The organism is Staphylococcus sp. HMSC035D11 (genome assembly GCF_001836075.1).
In the GTDB taxonomy this organism is placed as follows: domain Bacteria; phylum Bacillota; class Bacilli; order Staphylococcales; family Staphylococcaceae; genus Staphylococcus; species Staphylococcus hominis.
Genome location: NZ_KV827241.1, coordinates 111,196 through 129,859, shown reverse-complemented (window position 1 = coordinate 129,859; position 18,664 = coordinate 111,196). Strand labels below are relative to the sequence as shown.

Annotated in this window: 17 protein-coding genes and 2 pseudogenes; 18 read left to right on the top strand and 1 reads right to left on the bottom strand. The window is 31.7% G+C overall.

Annotation, left to right across the window (positions count from 1 at the left end; translation table 11 throughout):
* The 8 genes and pseudogenes from HMPREF2647_RS11165 to HMPREF2647_RS06055 form a co-directional block, all read left to right on the top strand.
* Positions 1 to 158: pseudogene (locus tag HMPREF2647_RS11165) on the top strand (methionyl-tRNA formyltransferase); the annotation flags it as partial.
* The gene (rsmB, locus tag HMPREF2647_RS06085) at positions 155 to 1,462 is read left to right on the top strand and encodes a 16S rRNA (cytosine(967)-C(5))-methyltransferase RsmB (protein WP_049379523.1); all 1,308 of its coding nucleotides are present in this window, start codon (positions 155 to 157) and stop codon (positions 1,460 to 1,462) included. The pseudogene HMPREF2647_RS11165 and the gene rsmB, both read left to right, overlap by 4 nt.
* A 1-nt stretch (position 1,463) precedes the next feature.
* Positions 1,464 to 2,558 carry a dual-specificity RNA methyltransferase RlmN gene (gene rlmN, locus HMPREF2647_RS06080; protein ID WP_017174571.1) on the top strand — a complete coding sequence of 365 codons (1,095 nt, stop codon included), beginning with the start codon at positions 1,464 to 1,466 and terminating at the stop codon, positions 2,556 to 2,558.
* Positions 2,559 to 2,563: 5 nt separating this feature from the next.
* Positions 2,564 to 3,307, top strand: coding sequence for a Stp1/IreP family PP2C-type Ser/Thr phosphatase (locus HMPREF2647_RS06075; RefSeq protein ID WP_017174572.1), 744 nt, complete (start codon positions 2,564 to 2,566; stop codon positions 3,305 to 3,307).
* Positions 3,304 to 5,328 carry a Stk1 family PASTA domain-containing Ser/Thr kinase gene (gene pknB, locus HMPREF2647_RS06070; RefSeq protein WP_049379520.1) on the top strand — a complete coding sequence of 675 codons (2,025 nt, stop codon included), beginning with the start codon at positions 3,304 to 3,306 and terminating at the stop codon, positions 5,326 to 5,328. Before HMPREF2647_RS06075 ends, pknB begins: the two co-directional genes overlap by 4 nt.
* Positions 5,329 to 5,626: 298 nt before the next feature.
* On the top strand, positions 5,627 to 6,502 hold the full coding sequence (gene rsgA, locus HMPREF2647_RS06065; protein WP_017174574.1) for a ribosome small subunit-dependent GTPase A: 876 nt from the start codon (positions 5,627 to 5,629) through the stop codon (positions 6,500 to 6,502).
* Complete coding sequence (gene rpe, locus HMPREF2647_RS06060) at positions 6,502 to 7,146, top strand: ribulose-phosphate 3-epimerase (RefSeq protein ID WP_017174575.1); 645 nt, start codon at positions 6,502 to 6,504, stop codon at positions 7,144 to 7,146. Before rsgA ends, rpe begins: the two co-directional genes overlap by 1 nt.
* 4 nt (positions 7,147 to 7,150) lie before the next feature.
* Positions 7,151 to 7,792 carry a thiamine diphosphokinase gene (locus HMPREF2647_RS06055; protein ID WP_017174576.1) on the top strand — a complete coding sequence of 214 codons (642 nt, stop codon included), beginning with the start codon at positions 7,151 to 7,153 and terminating at the stop codon, positions 7,790 to 7,792.
* 51 nt (positions 7,793 to 7,843) lie between these two features.
* Here HMPREF2647_RS06055 and rpmB read toward each other — a convergent pair whose 3' ends face one another.
* Complete coding sequence (gene rpmB / locus HMPREF2647_RS06050; protein WP_002448748.1) at positions 7,844 to 8,032, bottom strand: 50S ribosomal protein L28; 189 nt, start codon at positions 8,030 to 8,032, stop codon at positions 7,844 to 7,846.
* Positions 8,033 to 8,301: 269 nt separating this feature from the next.
* On the opposite strand from rpmB, the gene HMPREF2647_RS06045 reads away from it, so the two are divergent.
* The 10 genes and pseudogenes from HMPREF2647_RS06045 to HMPREF2647_RS11455 form a co-directional block, all read left to right on the top strand.
* The gene (locus tag HMPREF2647_RS06045) at positions 8,302 to 8,676 is read left to right on the top strand and encodes an Asp23/Gls24 family envelope stress response protein (protein WP_002448841.1); all 375 of its coding nucleotides are present in this window, start codon (positions 8,302 to 8,304) and stop codon (positions 8,674 to 8,676) included.
* 14 nt (positions 8,677 to 8,690) lie between these two features.
* Positions 8,691 to 10,349, top strand: a complete 1,659-nt coding sequence (fakA, locus tag HMPREF2647_RS06040; protein WP_017174577.1) for a fatty acid kinase catalytic subunit FakA — start codon at positions 8,691 to 8,693, stop codon at positions 10,347 to 10,349.
* Positions 10,350 to 10,932: 583 nt separating this feature from the next.
* Positions 10,933 to 12,985, top strand: a pseudogene (gene recG, locus HMPREF2647_RS06035) (ATP-dependent DNA helicase RecG).
* A gap of 138 nt (positions 12,986 to 13,123) precedes the next feature.
* Complete coding sequence (fapR, locus tag HMPREF2647_RS06030; RefSeq protein WP_017174579.1) at positions 13,124 to 13,693, top strand: transcription factor FapR; 570 nt, start codon at positions 13,124 to 13,126, stop codon at positions 13,691 to 13,693.
* Entirely contained in the window at positions 13,686 to 14,672 is a 987-nt protein-coding gene (plsX, locus tag HMPREF2647_RS06025) for a phosphate acyltransferase PlsX (protein ID WP_017174580.1), read from the top strand. Before fapR ends, plsX begins: the two co-directional genes overlap by 8 nt.
* Positions 14,665 to 15,591, top strand: a complete 927-nt coding sequence (gene fabD, locus HMPREF2647_RS06020) for an ACP S-malonyltransferase (RefSeq protein ID WP_048681023.1) — start codon at positions 14,665 to 14,667, stop codon at positions 15,589 to 15,591. Before plsX ends, fabD begins: the two co-directional genes overlap by 8 nt.
* Positions 15,584 to 16,318 (top strand): 3-oxoacyl-[acyl-carrier-protein] reductase, encoded by a 735-nt coding sequence (gene fabG / locus HMPREF2647_RS06015; protein WP_017174582.1) that lies wholly within the window; start codon positions 15,584 to 15,586, stop codon positions 16,316 to 16,318. Before fabD ends, fabG begins: the two co-directional genes overlap by 8 nt.
* Before the next feature lie 126 nt (positions 16,319 to 16,444).
* Positions 16,445 to 16,678, top strand: coding sequence for an acyl carrier protein (locus HMPREF2647_RS06010; protein WP_001830184.1), 234 nt, complete (start codon positions 16,445 to 16,447; stop codon positions 16,676 to 16,678).
* Positions 16,679 to 16,759: 81 nt separating this feature from the next.
* A complete protein-coding gene (gene rnc, locus HMPREF2647_RS06005; protein WP_002448736.1) occupies positions 16,760 to 17,491 on the top strand; it encodes a ribonuclease III in 732 nt (243 codons plus the stop codon).
* Positions 17,492 to 17,560: 69 nt separating this feature from the next.
* The coding region (locus HMPREF2647_RS11455; protein WP_256326480.1) for a chromosome segregation SMC family protein at positions 17,561 to 18,664 on the top strand (1,104 nt) is incomplete at its 3' end.

The following is an 18,664-nucleotide window of genomic DNA, read 5'->3' as shown; positions in this document are numbered from 1 at the left end:
AAATTATAGAAATCACTAAGACTGCAATTATTGTAGGAACTGGCTCTTTGGATGCTATTGCATTAACAGATATTCAATTATCTGGGAAAAAACGAATGCTTGCTGCTCAATATTTAAGTGGTGTACAAGATTCATTAGTGGGGACTAAATTAGTATGACACAATCAGTAAGAGACCTTGCATTTCATACCATTCAAGATATTTTAAACGATAATGCTTATAGCAATTTAAAAATTAACGAAGTCATTAACCAATATAATATTGCAACTGTCGATAAAGCATTGTTTACAGAATTAGTTTATGGAACAATAAAGCGTAAAATGACTTTAGATTTTTATTTAAAACCCTTTGTTAAGACTAGAATTAAAGGTTGGGTACGTCAATTATTATGGATGAGTTTATATCAATATGTCTTCCTAGATAAAATACCTAATCATGCAATTATAAATGAAGCAGTTAATATTGCTAAACGTCGTGGTGGCCAGCACAATGGGAACATCGTTAATGCTATACTTCGTCACATATTTAAAAGTGACTTACCGACATTGGAAACAATTAAGAATGAAAAGCAACGTATGACGATTGAATATAGTATACCAAGATGGATTATTGAGCATTGGATTACACATTACGGAATAGAAACGACACATAAGATTGCAAAATCATTTCTAGTACAATCTGCAAGTACAGTAAGAGTGAATACAAGTCGTACGGATGTTGAAACAATAAGTAAGGAGCTTTTACAAGAAGGCTATCATGTGGATATCGATCAACTCATTCCATATTGTTTACACCTTACAGGTAAACCAGTGATTGAATCTCGAGCTTTTAAAGATGGACTTATTTCCATCCAGGATAAAAGTTCAATGTTAGTAGGATATTTAATGGATGTTCAAAAAGACGATACCATACTAGATGCATGCAGTGCTCCTGGCGGTAAGGCTTGTCATATGGCAGAATTACTAGCATCCACAGGCCATGTAGATGCTACAGATATTCATAAGCATAAAATTGGTTTAATTAAAGAAAATATCAAAAAGTTAAAATTAAAGAATGTGTCCACTTTCGACCATGATGCAACACAACCATATTCAGAACTATATGACAAAATTTTAGTAGATGCACCTTGTAGTGGATTAGGTGTATTAAGACATAAGCCTGAAATTAAATATGTACAATCTAAGGATAGTATTAATGATCTTGTAGAAATTCAATTAAGTATATTAGATAATGTTAAACATAACTTGAAACCAGGCGGTTCACTTATTTATTCAACTTGCACAATTGAACAAATGGAAAATGAAAATGTAATTTATACATTTTTAAAAGAAAATAAAGATTTTGAATTTGAATTGATGACGCATCCTGTTACTGGTGAAAAAGTAAAAACACTACAAATTTTGCCACAAGACTTTAATTCAGATGGCTTTTTCATTACTAAAATAAAAAGAAAGGAAAGTTAAGATGATAACTGCTGAAAAAAAGAAAAAAAATAAATTCTTACCAAATTTTGAAAAACAATCAATATATTCGTTAAGATATGATGAAATGCAAAATTGGTTAATTGAGCACGGACAACAAAAATTTAGAGCTAAACAAATTTTTGAATGGTTATATCAAAAGCGTGTAGACACTATTGATGAGATGACTAATTTATCTAAAGACTTAAGACAATTGTTAAAAGATAACTTTGTTATGACAACGTTAACTACCGTAGTTAAACAAGAAAGTAAAGATGGAACAATTAAGTTTTTATTCGAATTACAAGATGGTTATACCATTGAAACGGTATTAATGAGACACGATTACGGTAATTCTGTATGTGTAACGACTCAAGTTGGCTGTCGAATTGGTTGTACATTTTGTGCTTCAACTTTAGGTGGTTTAAAGCGTAACTTAGAGGCTGGCGAGATTGTATCTCAAGTACTCACAGTTCAAAAAGCACTTGATGCTACTAATGAACGTGTATCACAAATTGTTATTATGGGAATTGGTGAACCCTTCGAAAATTATGATGAAATGATGGACTTTTTAAAAATAGTCAATGATGATAATAGTTTAAACATTGGGGCGCGACATATTACAGTATCAACGTCAGGAATTATCCCACGTATTTATGACTTTGCTGATGAACAAATTCAAATTAATTTTGCAGTAAGTTTACATGCTGCTAAAGATGAAATTCGTTCAAAATTAATGCCAATTAATAGAGCGTATAATGTTGAAAAATTAATGGAAGCAATCAAATATTATCAAGAAAAAACGAATCGTCGAATTACATTTGAATATGGATTATTTGGAGGCGTAAATGATCAACTTGAACATGCAAGAGATTTAGCACATTTAATTAAAGATTTAAACTGTCATGTAAATCTTATACCAGTCAATCATGTTCCTGAACGTAATTATGTTAAAACACCAAAAGATGATATTTTTAAATTTGAAAAAGAATTGAAACGTTTAGGCATCAATGCAACAATTAGAAGAGAACAAGGCTCAGATATAGATGCAGCATGTGGACAATTAAGAGCTAAGGAACGACAAGTAGAAACGAGGTAATCATCATGCTTAACGCACAGTTTTTCACAGATACTGGACAACATCGAGAAAAGAACGAAGACGCGGGAGGTATATTTTATAACCAAACACATCAACAATTGTTAGTGTTGTGTGATGGAATGGGTGGTCATAAAGCAGGTGAAGTTGCAAGTCAATTTGTTACTAATCAATTACGAGACTATTTTGAAACAGAAAACTTTATTGAATTAGACCAAGCTGAATCATGGTTAAGTAAAACATTAAAAGATATTAATCTCGAATTATTTGAATATGCTACAACGAATGAAGAATATCGTGGTATGGGCACAACGTGTGTATGTGCCCTCATATTTGATAATAAAATTGTAGTAGCAAATATTGGTGATTCTAGAGCATACGTGATTAATTCAAGAGAAATTGAACAGATTACATATGATCATTCATTTGTTAATCATTTGCTTATGACCGGACAAATTACTGAAGAAGAAGCGTTTAATCATCCTCAACGTAATATAATCACTAAAGTAATGGGTACTGATCGCCGAGTAAGTCCTGATATTTTTACAAAGCGCATCAGTTACTATAATTATTTATTACTTAATTCTGATGGACTGTCAGATTATGTAAGAAATCATGAAATAGAAACGTTAATGAATCAGTCTACATCATTAAATGAACTTGGAGAAGCACTAATACAAGCTGCCTTAGATCATCAATCTAAAGATAATGTGAGTGTACTATTAGCTGAAATTGAGGGTAATAATGTATGAATGGCAAGCTAATTAATGATCGCTATCAACTCTTAGATAAACTTGGTGGCGGAGGAATGAGTATTGTTTATCTTGCTGAAGACACTATACTTGAACGTAAAGTGGCTATTAAAGCAATTTCTATTTCACAAAACGAAAAAGATGAAACTATGAAACGTTTCTACAGAGAGGTAAATAGTGCTACACAAATTGTTCATGAAAATATTGTGGAAGTATATGATGTTGAAGAAGATGATGATAATTTCTATCTTATTATGGAATATATTGATGGACCGACACTATCTGAGTATATACATAGCCATGGTCCATTGAATATAGAAACAGCTATTGATTTTATTAAGCAAATTTTAAATGGGGTAAAACAAGCACATGAGCAACGTATTATACATAGAGATATTAAACCTCAAAATGTACTAATTAATAAAGATAAAATTTTAAAAATTTTTGATTTCGGCATCGCAAAAGCGTTAAGTGAGACATCAATGACTCAAACAAATCATGTGCTTGGAACGGTTCAATATTTATCTCCTGAACAAGCTAAAGGAGATAAAACGAATGAAACAACCGATATCTATTCAATTGGTATAGTATTGTATGAAATGTTAGTTGGTGAACCTCCTTTTAGGGGAGAGACAGCTGTAAGTATTGCTATTAAACATATTCAAGAAACAGTTCCTAATATTACTGAAAAACATCCAAATATTCCACAATCTTTAAGTAATGTGGTACTTAAGGCGACTGAAAAAAACCCTAAAGATCGTTATCAAACGATAGAAGAAATGTATAATGATTTGAGTAGTGTGCTTGTTACAAGCAGATTAAATGAAGAAAAGCATACGCGTATAAGTGATACCACCCAAACAGTACCCATTGATAAAAAAGAAATAAAAAACAAACTTGATGAAGAAAATCATAAAAAAGATATAGCGCAAACGATGCAAATTCCTATTATCAATCATCATAAATTTCAAGCAAGTGAAAATAATGTGTACACATCTCAACGTAAAAAACGTTCTAAAAAGAAAAAGGTCGCTATTATTTTTATTCTAGCGCTTTTATTATTAAGCTTGATTGGGTTTATCGCTTGGGGCATGCTTGGTGATAAATATGCAGAAATGCCTGATTTAACGGGTAAAACTGAAAAAGAAGCAGAAAAAGTATTAAAAGCTTCGCATTTAGAAATAGGACATATATCTAGAGAATATAATGATGACTATCCCGAAAATAAAATTATTAACTCCAATCCTAAAGCAGGAGAACGTGTTAACCAACAAGAAAAAGTAGATGTTGTATTATCAAAAGGTCCAGAAAAGATAAATATGCCTAATGTGATAGGGATTAAAAAAGAAGATGCTATAAAAAAACTTAAAGATCATAAATTAAATCATGTGACAATTAATCAAGAATATAATAGTCAAATGCCAAAAGGATATATTTTCAAGCAAAATATTAACCCTAATGAATCGGTGAAAATTAACGATCATCATATTGTACTGACTGAATCGTTAGGTGTAAAAAAAGTTTACGTCAAAGACTATGAAAATAAAAACTATCAAAATGCTAAAAAAGAATTAGAGTCGAGGGGTCTAAAAGTACAAGTTAAGACGACTAATAGTGATACTAAAGATAAGGATATCATTATTTCACAATCTCCAAAACAGACTGAAGTAAATGAAGGAAGTACAGTAGAACTTATGGTTTCTAAGGGGAAAGATAAAAAAAAAGATTCAAAAGAGGACTCGGATTCTTCTGATGATAAGAAAGATAATCATACGACAAGCGTAAAAAATTATACGGAAACTTATCATATTCCGTATACTGGAAATGATGGAGAAAGCCAAAAGGTAAAGATTTATATTAGAGATAAAAATAATAGTGGTACACAGGTAAGTCAAACATACAATATTCACAAGGATAAAATCATTACTATTCCATTAAAAATTGAACAAGGTGATTCTGCTGGATATACGATTGAAGTAGATGACAATGTTATTGCAGATAAAGATATTGACTACGAATAAATTTCAAATATCAGAATAAGAGTAAGATAGTAATGATAAGTTATTCATCGTTTACTGTTTATACATTAACGTGTATTTTATCATATAAATGATGTTAATTTTAAAAGACAATTTCTATTGAAATAATATAGAAATTGTCTTTTTAACAACTATAATTTTATTATGTAAAGTTAATTTTTTAAGTGATTTCAATGTCTTTCTATCCTTATCTTTATGATGAGGGTATAGAATATATATATTATTAATTCTATGTTTGCTATAATAACGTAAACATAAATACTTAATTTGAGGTGTTAATTTGGAAACAGGACGTATTGTTAAACTAATTAGTGGAGTATATCAAGTAGATGTAGGTGGAAAAAAATATAATACTAAACCTCGTGGTCTTTTTAGAAAGAAAAAATTTTCTCCTGTAGTAGGAGATATCGTTGACTTTGACATTCAAAATGAAGATGAAGGTTATATTCACCACGTGCATGAACGCCACAATGCATTAAAGCGTCCTCCAGTAAGTAATATTGATGGTCTGATTATTGTAATGAGTGCGGTTGAACCTAAATTTTCAACACAATTGTTAGACAGATTTTTAGTGATTGCACATTCTTACAACTTATCTCCTAGTATATTAGTCACTAAAAAAGATATTGCTAGTGAAACGCAAATCAATCATATCGAAACAATACTAAATACATATAAGGAAATAGGATATTCTGTTCAATTTGTAGGTAAAAAAACTGATAAAGTTGATATTGTGAATACTTGGCCCAATGGTCTAATTGTGCTAAGTGGACAATCTGGTGTTGGAAAATCAACATTTATAAATACGTTTAAACCAGAACTAAATCTTGAAACCAATGATATCTCTAAATCACTTAATCGAGGCAAACATACGACAAGACATGTAGAGCTATTTGAAAGAGAAAATGGTTTTATAGCAGATACACCTGGTTTTAGTGCACTTGATTTTGATCATATTGAAAAAGATGATGTAAAGTATTACTTTAAAGAAATTAATACTTTTGGAAATGATTGTAAATTTAGAAATTGTAATCATATTAAAGAACCTAAATGCAATGTTAAACATCAATTAGAAAACAATAATTTAGCACAATTTCGTTATGAACACTATTTACAATTAGTTAATGAAATTTCGAATAGAAAGGTTAGATATTAATGAGACACATTTTTCCTTCTTTATTATCAGTCGATTTTTTGAATTTAAAACATGAAATACAATTATTAGAAGAAGCGGGCGTTGACGGTCTACATTTTGATGTTATGGATGGTCAATTTGTACCTAATATATCAATTGGATTACCCATATTAGATGCAGTAAGATCAACTACACAATTACCAATTGATGTACACCTCATGATTGAGAATCCTGAAAACTATATTGAGACATTTGCAAAACATGGTGCAGACATGATTTCAGTCCATATTGAATCAACTCCTCATATTCATCGTGCTATTCAACTTATCAAAAGTCTAGATAAAAAAGCAGGTGTAGTAATTAATCCTGGCACCCCTGTAGATAGGGTCGTACCTGTTCTTTCCATGGTGGATTATGTTTTAGTAATGACGGTTAATCCTGGTTTCGGTGGACAAACATTTATCGACATGTGTGCTTCAAAAATTAAGTTATTAAATGATTTGAAGTCATCTTTTAATTTAAATTTTAATATTGAAGTCGATGGCGGTATAAATGATAAAACGATAGATATTTGTGCAAAACATGGGGCTAACCTTTTTGTTACAGGTTCATACTTTTTTAACCATGATGATTATAAAACAGTGACTAAAATATTGAGAGGTTGAGATAATGAAAATTAATTTACTATGTGGAGATCGTCATTTACCACCTCATATTTTTTCAAAATTATCAACTGAACCTTGGGGTGGAATAGATCGTGGGACTTTAATTCTTTCTGAACACAGTATTGTACCTGTTTTTTCAGTGGGCGATTTTGACTCCGTCAATGATGAAGAAAGAGAAATTTTAAAAAAAACATTAAATATTCATCCAGTTAAAGCTGAAAAAGATGACACTGATTTAGCATTAGGCGTAGAACAAGCTATTCAAAAGGGATATACAGAAATAGATATCTACGGAGCAACGGGTGGAAGATTAGATCATTTTATGGGAACATTACAAATTCTTTTCAAGTCAGACTATATAAAAAAAGAAATTATAATTAAAGTAATAGATAAGCAAAATGAAATCATGCTACTTAATACCGGAACACATCAACTTCATAAATCTGATAAATATCAATATGTTTCATTTATTCCAGTAAATGGAGAAGTGATATTATCTTTATCTGGGTTTAAATATAATTTAAATCATCAGCACTTAGAAATAGGCTCTACACTGACAATTTCTAATGAAGTCAATCGATCAATGGCAATTATCGAAGTTGAAAAAGGTCAAGTACTGCAAATGAGAAGTAGAGATTTAGAGTAATAAAAAAATGCCTTCACCACATATGAAGGCATTTTTAGTGCATTATATTTATTAAACTCTAGTAACTTTACCAGATTTTAAAGCACGAGCAGAAACCCAAACTTTTTTAGGTTTACCGTCAACTAAAATTCTAACTTTTTGAAGGTTAGCGTTAAATCTGCGTTTGTTCGCATTTAAAGCGTGTGAACGATTATTACCAGTCGTAGCTTTACGACCTGTTACGTAACATTGTTTACCCATCAAAGTACCTCCTTTAATAAATATAAATACACTTAACTACTTATATACTTAAATAAGATACCATATATCAATATTTAAAGCAATAAAATCATATGTAATTTATGTTAATTGTTTTGAAAATGTAAATCTATGGTATAATTAACTATTGTGGAGTTATTATAATATATTTTTATGTAGATTGGCTTATTTATAAAATAGTTATCTTTATCATATATGTATACATCATTTATTAAATATGATTTTAACCATAATTCAGGAGGATAATGAAGATGACATTAGAAATCTTAAATGACTATGGCAAAATTGATATCTCAAATGAGGTCATTGCTTCTGTTGTAGGAAGTAAAGCTGTAGAAAGTTATGGCATTGTTGGCATGGCATCTAGACAACAAGTAAGAGACGGTATTGCTGAAATATTAGGACATGAGAATTATGCTAAAGGCATTGTTGTTAAAGAAGATAATGGTGTGATTGATATAGATATGTACATCATTGTAAGTTATGGTGTCAAAATTTCTGAAGTAGCTAACAATGTACAATCATCAGTAAAATATACACTCGAAAGTTCACTTAATATTAAAGTGAATTCTATTAATATTTTTGTACAAGGTGTAAGACTTAATAACAAGGGCAAGAAGGTATAGGAGGACAAAGCACGATGATTAGCAAAATTAATGGTAAATTATTTGCCGATATGATTATACAAGGGGCACACAATTTATCTAATAATGCAGATTTAGTTGATTCCCTTAATGTATACCCGGTACCTGATGGTGATACAGGAACAAATATGAATTTAACAATTACCTCAGGTCGCGAAGAAGTTGAAAATAATTTATCTCAAAGTATTGGTGAATTAGGTAAAACTTTTTCTAAAGGACTTTTAATGGGAGCACGTGGTAACTCTGGTGTTATTTTATCTCAATTATTTAGAGGATTTTGCAAAAATATTGAAGATGAAAAGGAGATTAATGCTCAACAATTTGCTAGTAGTTTTCAAGCAGGTGTAGATACAGCTTATAAAGCAGTCATGAAACCAGTTGAGGGAACTATTTTGACTGTTGCCAAAGATGCAGCAAGTGCAGCTATGACTAAAGCAGAAGAAACAGATGACTGCATCGAAGTAATGGAATATACAATCGAAAAAGCTGAGCAATCTTTAAATAATACGCCAAATTTATTAGCAGTTTTAAAAGAAGTAGGCGTAGTGGATAGTGGCGGTAAAGGTTTATTATGTGTCTACGAAGGCTTTTTAAAAGGACTAAAAGGCGAAAAAGTTGAAGCTAACAAACAAAAATTAGACACAGAAGATTTGGTTCATGAAGAACATGATTTTCATGGGGTTATTAATACAGAAGATATTAAGTACGGTTATTGTACTGAAATGATGGTACGCTTTGGAAAAGATAAAAAAGAATTTAATGAACAAACATTCAGAAATGATATGAGCGAATTTGGTGATTCATTATTAGTTATTAATGATGATGAAATAGTTAAAGTCCATGTACATACAGAAACACCAGGTGAAGTGTTCAATTATGGACAACAATATGGTGAACTTATTAAATTAAAAGTAGAAAATATGCGTGAACAACATCGTGAAGTAATTAGAAAAGAACAAAGTCATCAACAAGCAACAGCTTCGCAACAACCTAAAACAGTTGAAACAGCAGTAATTGCCATTTCAATGGGTGAAGGTATCTCTGAGTTGTTCACTTCAATGGGTGCGACACACATTATTAGTGGTGGGCAAACAATGAATCCTTCTACAGAGGATATTGTTAAGGTGATTGAACAGTCTGAATGCCAGCGTGCAATTATCTTACCAAATAACAAAAATATTAGAATGTCTAGTGATCAAGCAGCACAACTTGTTAAAGCTGACACAGTAGTCATTCCAACTACATCTATTCCTCAAGGTATTGCAGCACTTTTCCAATATGATGTTGCATCTACGTTAGAAGAAAATGCGTCTCATATGAATACAGCGTTAGAAACAGTTAAATCTGGATCAATTACATTTGCTGTCAGAGATACTAAGATTGATGGTGTAGATATTAAAAAAGATGAATTTATGGGATTAGCTGAAAGTAAAATTGTGACTAGTAATGCAGATGAATTTAAAACTATTACTGGCTTATTAAGTACATTGTTAAATGAAGAAAGTGAAATATTAACAGTGATAACTGGTGAAGATGCACAATCTGATATGACAACTCAATTAGAAGAATGGATAGAAAATGAATATCCAGATGTTGAAATAGAAATCCATAAAGGTGATCAACCAATTTATCCATATTTATTTGCTGTAGAATAAAGTGAGATTTAATAGTGGGAGTGATAACGATGAAATAATTGTCGTTGTCACTCCCCATTTTATATTTAAGAAAAGTATTGAAAAATATGACAATGGAGAGCTTAATTTAATAGATTTTTCAAGACATAATGACCAATCAATATATAGTAAAATAGAAAGATATGCTATCAGTAATGAACTGTAAAATAGAGGAAGATATAACAATTAAGAAGATATCTAATACTCAAAGAGTGATTAAAAATATCATATAATTCAGCAGTAATAATAACTGGGAATATATGTATAAATCGTTCTTGATTTGGACCTTGATGAAATATAAAATATTTCGTACTTCTAAAATTTAAATAAGATGAAGAGCTAATGCAAAATCAATTAAAATAGATTGAAACATTGTAGGATCTCTTTTTATTGGTTAAGTATGATAATTGATATTAGTGTTAAAAGTGAATGTTGTACGTTTATACGTTTAAATGAAGCGAGTGATATTCATTTGTCGAGTGAGCTATAGTAAGATGGTATCACTAAATATTTATAATAAACGTGATAAAATATAAATAAGATTAAAAATATTAGGTGAGAAATAATGTCGAAAGTTAGTTTAATTGAAAGTCCATATCCGCTTCAATCTATAAAAGGACTTGGACCAAAGAGAATTGCTTTACTACATGAATTAAACATTCACACAATAGAAGATTTAGTGTTATATTTACCAACACGTTATGAAGATAATACTGTCGTAGATTTAAACTTAGCTGAAGATCAATCTACTGTGACAGTAGCAGGAGAAATTTATTCTGTACCCACGGTAGCCTTTTTTGGCCGGAATAAATCAAAATTAACTGTCCATTTAATGATTGATAATATCGCAGTTAAATGTGTATTTTTTAATCAACCGTATTTAAAAAAGAAAATTGAGTTAAATCAAATAGTAACAATAAAAGGTAAATGGAATCGTGCTAAACAAGAAATTAATGGCAATCGTATTTTTTTTTAATGACACTCATACCTCTACTGAAGAAGTGAGATTAGAACCGGTATATCGACTTAAAGAAGGTATTAAACAAAAACAGATGCGTGATATGATTCATCAATCTCTTAATGATGTCACTATACATGAATGGATTACAGAGGAATTAAGACAAAAGTACAAATTGGAATTACTAGATTATACTATTAAAACGTTACATCTACCTAAAGATAAACAAGCGCTTATGCGTGCGAGACGTACATATGCTTTTACTGAATTATTTATGTTTGAACTACGTATGCAATGGTTAAATCGCTTAGAAAAAGCTTCAGATGAAGCCATTGAAATTAATTATGATATTAATAAAGTAAAGTCATTTATCCAGTCGTTACCTTTTGAATTAACAGATGCACAGAAATCGAGCGTTAATGAAATATTTAGAGATTTGAAAGCGCCAATACGCATGCATCGTTTATTACAAGGTGATGTTGGGTCAGGGAAAACAGTTGTAGCAGCAATTTGTATGTATGCACTCAAAACTGCTGGTTATCAATCTGCACTGATGGTACCTACAGAAATTTTGGCTGAACAACATGCAAACAGTTTAACAGAACTTTTCGGTGACCATATGAATGTGGCTTTATTAACTGGATCGGTAAAAGGAAAAAAAAGATGTGTATTGCTAGAACAATTAGAGAATGGAACGATCGATTGTTTAATTGGTACACATGCATTGATTCAAGATGATGTACAATTTAAAAATGTAGGGTTAGTGATTACTGATGAACAGCATCGTTTTGGTGTGAATCAACGTCAATTACTAAGAGAAAAAGGTGCTATGACCAACGTATTGTTTATGACTGCGACGCCTATACCGAGAACGTTAGCCATTTCAGTATTTGGAGAAATGGATGTGTCCTCAATTAAACAACTACCTAAAGGTCGAAAGCCAATTATTACACATTGGGCGAAACATGAACAGTATGACCAAGTGTTAGCTCAAATGACAAGCGAACTAAAAAAAGGACGCCAAGCCTATGTGATTTGTCCACTAATTGAAAGTTCTGAACATCTAGAAGATGTACAAAATGTTGTTGAACTTTTTGAGTCACTACAAGAATTTTATGGTAAAACACATGTAGGTTTATTACATGGGAAAATGTCAGCAGACGAAAAAGATGATGTAATGGCACGTTTTAGTCATCATGATATTGATATCTTAGTGTCGACAACCGTAGTTGAAGTAGGCGTTAATGTTCCTAATGCTACATTCATGATGATTTATGATGCTGATCGCTTTGGATTATCTACATTACATCAACTTAGAGGTCGTGTTGGACGTAGTGAACATCAAAGTTATTGTGTATTAATTGCATCACCTAAAACAGAAACTGGCATAGAAAGAATGACCATTATGACACAAACTACAGATGGATTTGAATTAAGTGAACGTGACTTAGAAATGAGAGGCCCTGGTGATTTCTTTGGAGTTAAACAAAGCGGGTTACCAGATTTTATGGTTGCTAATATAGTAGAAGATTATCGTATGCTAGAAGTAGCTCGTGATGAGGCTGCAGAACTCATTCAATCCGGGGAGTTCTTTACTGAGAAATATGAACGTTTAAGAGCATTTATCAACGACCATTTACTTAACATAAGTTTTGATTAACATCAGTAAACTGATATTTAATTCAAATTATTTATTATATGAACATGTAATATTTGTTGAGGATAATAAATAGAAAGTGTTATGATATGTGAGGAATGATTAAGACTTGGTACTAAAATATTTAAAGGGGAGGAAAGTATGAAATTAAAAAAAACAGAACGTCGTCATGAGATTAAGAAGGCGATTAATGAAAACCCCTTTATTACGGATAGTGAATTGTGTGAATTATTCAACGTAAGTATTCAAACTATCCGTCTGGATCGCACACAACTTAATATTCCTGAATTACGTAAACGTATTAAATCTGTAGCTAAACAAAATTATGAATATATCAAAGGATTGGAAGCTAATGAAGTGATTGGGGATCTTATTCAAGTTAAACCTAATTATTCTGCCCAATCTATTATAGAAATTACAGAAGAGTATGTGTTTCAAAAAACACGTATTGCACGGGGGCATATTTTATTTGCTCAAGCTAATTCATTATGTGTAGCCCTAATACATAACTCTACTGTGTTAACTCAAGAAAGTAATTTGAAATTTATTGAAAAAGTAAAGTTGCATGATAATGTTAGAGCAGAAGCAACCGTAATCAATAGAACAAATCGACATTATGATATAAAAGTGGAATCTTTTGTAAAAGATACACGCGTTTTTACAGGCATATTTAAAATGTTTTATATAAGTGAGGATGAAAACCATGGTTAAAATTGCTGTAGATATGATGGGTGGCGACAATGCACCAGGAATCGTATTAGAAGCTGTAGAAAAAGCAATCAATGATTTTAAAGATTTAGAAATTATTTTATTTGGTGATGAAAAACAATATACATTAAATCATGAGCGTATAGAGTTTAGACATTGTTCAGAAAAAATTGAGATGGAAGATGAGCCTGTACGTGCCATTAAAAGAAAAAAAGACAGTTCAATGGTACGCATGGCAGAAGCGGTTAAATCTGGTGAGGCAGATGGCTGTGTATCTGCTGGTAATACAGGTGCTTTAATGTCAGCAGGGCTATTTATCGTCGGACGTATTAAAGGCGTAGCTAGACCAGCACTTGTTGTCACATTACCTACTATCGATGGTAAAGGATTTGTCTTTTTAGATGTTGGAGCCAATGCAGATGCAAAACCTGAACACTTATTGCAATATGCACAGCTAGGTAATATTTATGCTCAAAAAATTAGAGGTATTCAACAACCTAAAATATCATTGTTGAATATCGGAACTGAACCAGCAAAAGGAAATGCTTTGACTAAAAAAACATATCAATTATTAAAAGATGAAGCGACTATTCGATTTAATGGAAATATTGAGGCTAAAACATTGATGGAGGGTGACACAGATGTAGTTGTCACTGATGGTTATACTGGAAATATGGTACTAAAAAACATCGAAGGTACTGCTAAATCAATTGGAAAAATGTTAAAAGGTACACTATTAGCTAATTTAAAAAATAAGCTTGCTGCGGCGATATTGAAAAAAGATATCAGTAAGTTTGCGAAAAAATTAGATTATGCAGAATATGGTGGATCTGTTCTTTTAGGGTTAGATGGTACTGTAGTAAAAGCACATGGCAGTTCAAATGCACGTGCATTCTATTCTGCAATTCGACAAGCTAAAATTGCTGGTGATGAACAAATAGTAAAAATTATGAGAGAAACGGTAGGTAGTGACAATGAGTAAAACTGCAATTGTTTTTCCTGGACAAGGTGCACAAAAAGTCGGAATGGCTAAAGATTTATATCAAGTTAATAAAGATGCGACTTCTATTTTAGAATTAGCGCAAACAACGGTTGATTTTGATTTATTAGAAACGATGTTTACAGATAAAGAGGAAAAATTAGGAGAAACTGAGAATACTCAACCTGCATTGTTAACACATAGTATTGCATTACTAAAAGCACTAAACTATATAGATGCTGACTATACAATGGGGCATAGTCTAGGTGAATATTCAAGTTTAGTGGCTGCTGGTGTACTAAAATTTGAAGATGCAGTGAAAATTGTGCGTAAGCGTGGCGAATTAATGACTCAAGCTTTTCCAAATGGTGTAGGAAGTATGGCTGCTGTTTTAGGGCTAAGTTATGAAGAGGTAAATGAAATTTGTAAAGAAATTTCATTTGGAGATCAATTAATTGAACCTGCCAATATTAATGCACCAGGTCAAATCGTTGTATCTGGGCATAAAGCGCTGATTGATAAATTAACTAAAGAAGGAAAATCTTTAGGTGCGAAGCGTGTGATTCCTTTAGCAGTATCAGGTCCTTTCCACTCTTCAATGATGCAAGTAATTGAAGAGAATTTCGCTTCATTTATTGATCAATTCACTTGGAATGATGCTCAATTTCCTATCGTTCAAAATTACAATGCTCATGGAGAAACAAAAGCAGAAACGATTAAACAAAATATGGTGAAACAACTCTATTCACCAGTACAATTTATTAAATCGACAGAATGGTTAATAGACCAAGGTGTGGATCATTTTATTGAAATTGGACCTGGTAAAGTATTATCTGGTTTAATTAAAAAAATTAATCGAGATGTTAAAATTACATCGATTCAAACATTAGAAGATGTGAAAGGATGGAATGAAAATGACTAAAAGTGCATTAGTAACTGGTGCTTCTAGAGGAATTGGACGTAGTATTGCATTGCAATTAGCAGAAGATGGATTCAATGTAGCAGTTAATTACGCGGGTAATAAAGAAAAAGCAGAAGCAGTGGTTAAAGAAATTAAAGAAAAAGGCGTAGAAAGTTTTGCAATACAAGCAAATGTTGCTGAAGGTGATCAAGTCAAAGTTATGATTAAAGAAGTTGTAAATCAATTTGGCTCTTTAGATGTTCTTGTAAACAACGCAGGTATTACAAAAGACAATTTATTAATGCGAATGAAAGAGCAAGAATGGGATGACGTTATTAATACTAACTTAAAAGGGACATTTAATTGTATTCAAAAAGCTACGCCACAAATGTTACGTCAACGTAGCGGTGCTATTATCAATTTATCTAGTATTGTAGCGGCTATGGGTAATCCTGGACAAGCTAATTATGTTGCGACAAAAGCAGGTATTGAAGGACTGACAAAATCAAGTGCACGTGAACTTGCTTCACGTGGTATTACTGTTAATGCAGTTGCGCCTGGGTTTATCGTCTCAGATATGACAAATGCATTAAATGAAGATCTTAAATCACAAATGTTGGAGCAAATTCCATTATCACGTTTTGGAGAAGATAAAGATATTGCCTATGCAGTGTCATTTTTAGCATCTGATCGTGCAAAATATATTACAGGTCAAACGTTATCAGTTAATGGTGGCATGTATATGTAATATATACGTCATGTATTTAAAAGGATAAATAGTCATTATCCTTTTAATAAATACTTGTGTTTTAGCCCTTAAAATGGGAAAATATAATAGTCTATGGATAGACACTTTTAAAGGAGGTGAATCGACGTGGAAAACTTCGATAAAGTAAAAGATATCATCGTTGACCGTTTAGGTGTAGACGCTGATAAAGTAACAGAAGATGCATCTTTCAAAGATGATTTAGGCGCTGACTCACTTGATATCGCTGAATTAGTGATGGAATTAGAAGACGAATTTGGTACTGAAATTCCTGATGAAGAAGCTGAAAAAATCAACACTGTTGGTGATGCAGTTAAATACATCAATAGTCTTGAAAAATAAAAACTTACATCTGAGTCGTCGTCATGATGGCTCAGATTTTTTTCATAGGACATCAATAACATGAACGGAGGTTTATCAATCATGCACCCGAAACAATCAGAAATGATTAAAGATTTTCAATATCAATTTGATAAAAAAATGAAGATGCTTGGTCTTAGTTATACTCATTTAGATGTGTACCAACAAGCGTTTTCGCACTCTAGCTTTATTAATGATTTTAATATGGATCGATTAGCTCATAACGAGCGTTTAGAATTTTTAGGAGATGCGGTATTAGAATTGACGGTTTCACGTTACCTTTTTGACAAATATCCTAATTTACCAGAAGGAAATTTAACTAAAATGAGAGCGACAATCGTATGTGAACCCTCACTTGTAATATTTGCAAATAAAATTGAATTAAATCAACTCATTTTACTTGGAAAAGGTGAAGAAAAAACAGGTGGTAGAACAAGACCTTCATTAGTATCAGATGCTTTTGAAGCGTTTATTGGGGCTTTATACTTAGACCAAGGCTTAGAAGTAGTCTGGAAGTTTGCTCAAAAAGTCATTTTTCCATATGTAGAACATAATGAATTAATTGGCGTGGTCGATTTTAAAACACAATTCCAAGAATATATTCATAGTCAAAGTAAAGGTGATGTGACGTATCATTTGATTAAAGAAGAAGGTCCAGCACACCATCGCTTATTTACATCTGAAGTGATTTTAGAAAATAAAGCAATCGCAAAAGGACAAGGCAGAACAAAAAAAGAATCTGAACAAAAAGCAGCTGAAAGTGCTTATCATAAGTTAAGAGATGAGAACAAATAATAATGAACGCATTTCATATATTATCTTCTTTTCAACAAGAATGAGTATGAATGAATTAAGGAGAAGAGTATGGTTTATTTGAAATCTATAGATACCGTTGGCTTTAAGTCATTTGCAGATCGTACGAATGTACAGTTCGATAAAGGCGTGACAGCAATTGTTGGTCCAAATGGTAGTGGGAAAAGTAATATTACTGATGCGATTAAATGGGTTTTAGGAGAACAATCTGCTAAGTCGCTTCGTGGCTCTAAAATGGAAGATATTATTTTCTCAGGGGCAGAACATCGTCAAGCACAAAATTATGCAGAAGTACAATTAAAATTAGATAATTCTACAAGAGAATTGCAGATTGAGGCTGATGATGTGATTGTAACACGTCGTCTTTATCGTAGTGGAGAAAGCGAATATTATTTAAATAATGATAGGGCACGTCTACGCGATATTACAGAGTTATTTTTAGATTCTGGTCTAGGAAAAGAAGCGTTTAGTATTATTTCACAAGGTAGAGTAGATGAAATTTTAAATGCTAAACCTGTTGACCGACGTCAAATCATAGAAGAATCAGCGGGTGTTTTAAAGTATAAAAAAAGAAAAACGGAATCTTTACAAAAGCTTGGTCATACAGAAGATAATCTATCTCGAGTAGAGGATATTTTATATGATTTAGAAGGGCGTGTTGAACCCCTAAAAGCAGAAGCATCTATTGCTAAAGAATACTTACAATTATCAAAAGAGATGGAGCATAGTGATGTTGTTGTAACTGTACACGATATTAATCAATATGATGAAGAGAATCGTCAACTCGATGAACGATTGAATCATCTAAAAAGCCAACAAGCTGAAAAAGAAGGTCAACAAGCTCAATTAAATCAATATTTACAAAAACAAAAAACGCAACGTCAAAAACTTGAAAGAGATACCGACCACACTAATATAGATTTAATTACTACAACTGAGGAATATGAAAAATTTATTGGAAAATTAAATGTACTTGAAGAGCGAAAAAGAAATCAATCAGAAACGAATGCACGATTTGAAGAAGAATTAGATAATTTACAGTATGAATTAAAGAATGTTCAAGATGAAAGAGAACTTTCTGTAGAACAAGTATCTAAACTTAAAAAACAGCATCAATCGCTTAATAAAGAGATTAAACAGTTAGAATCAAAACTT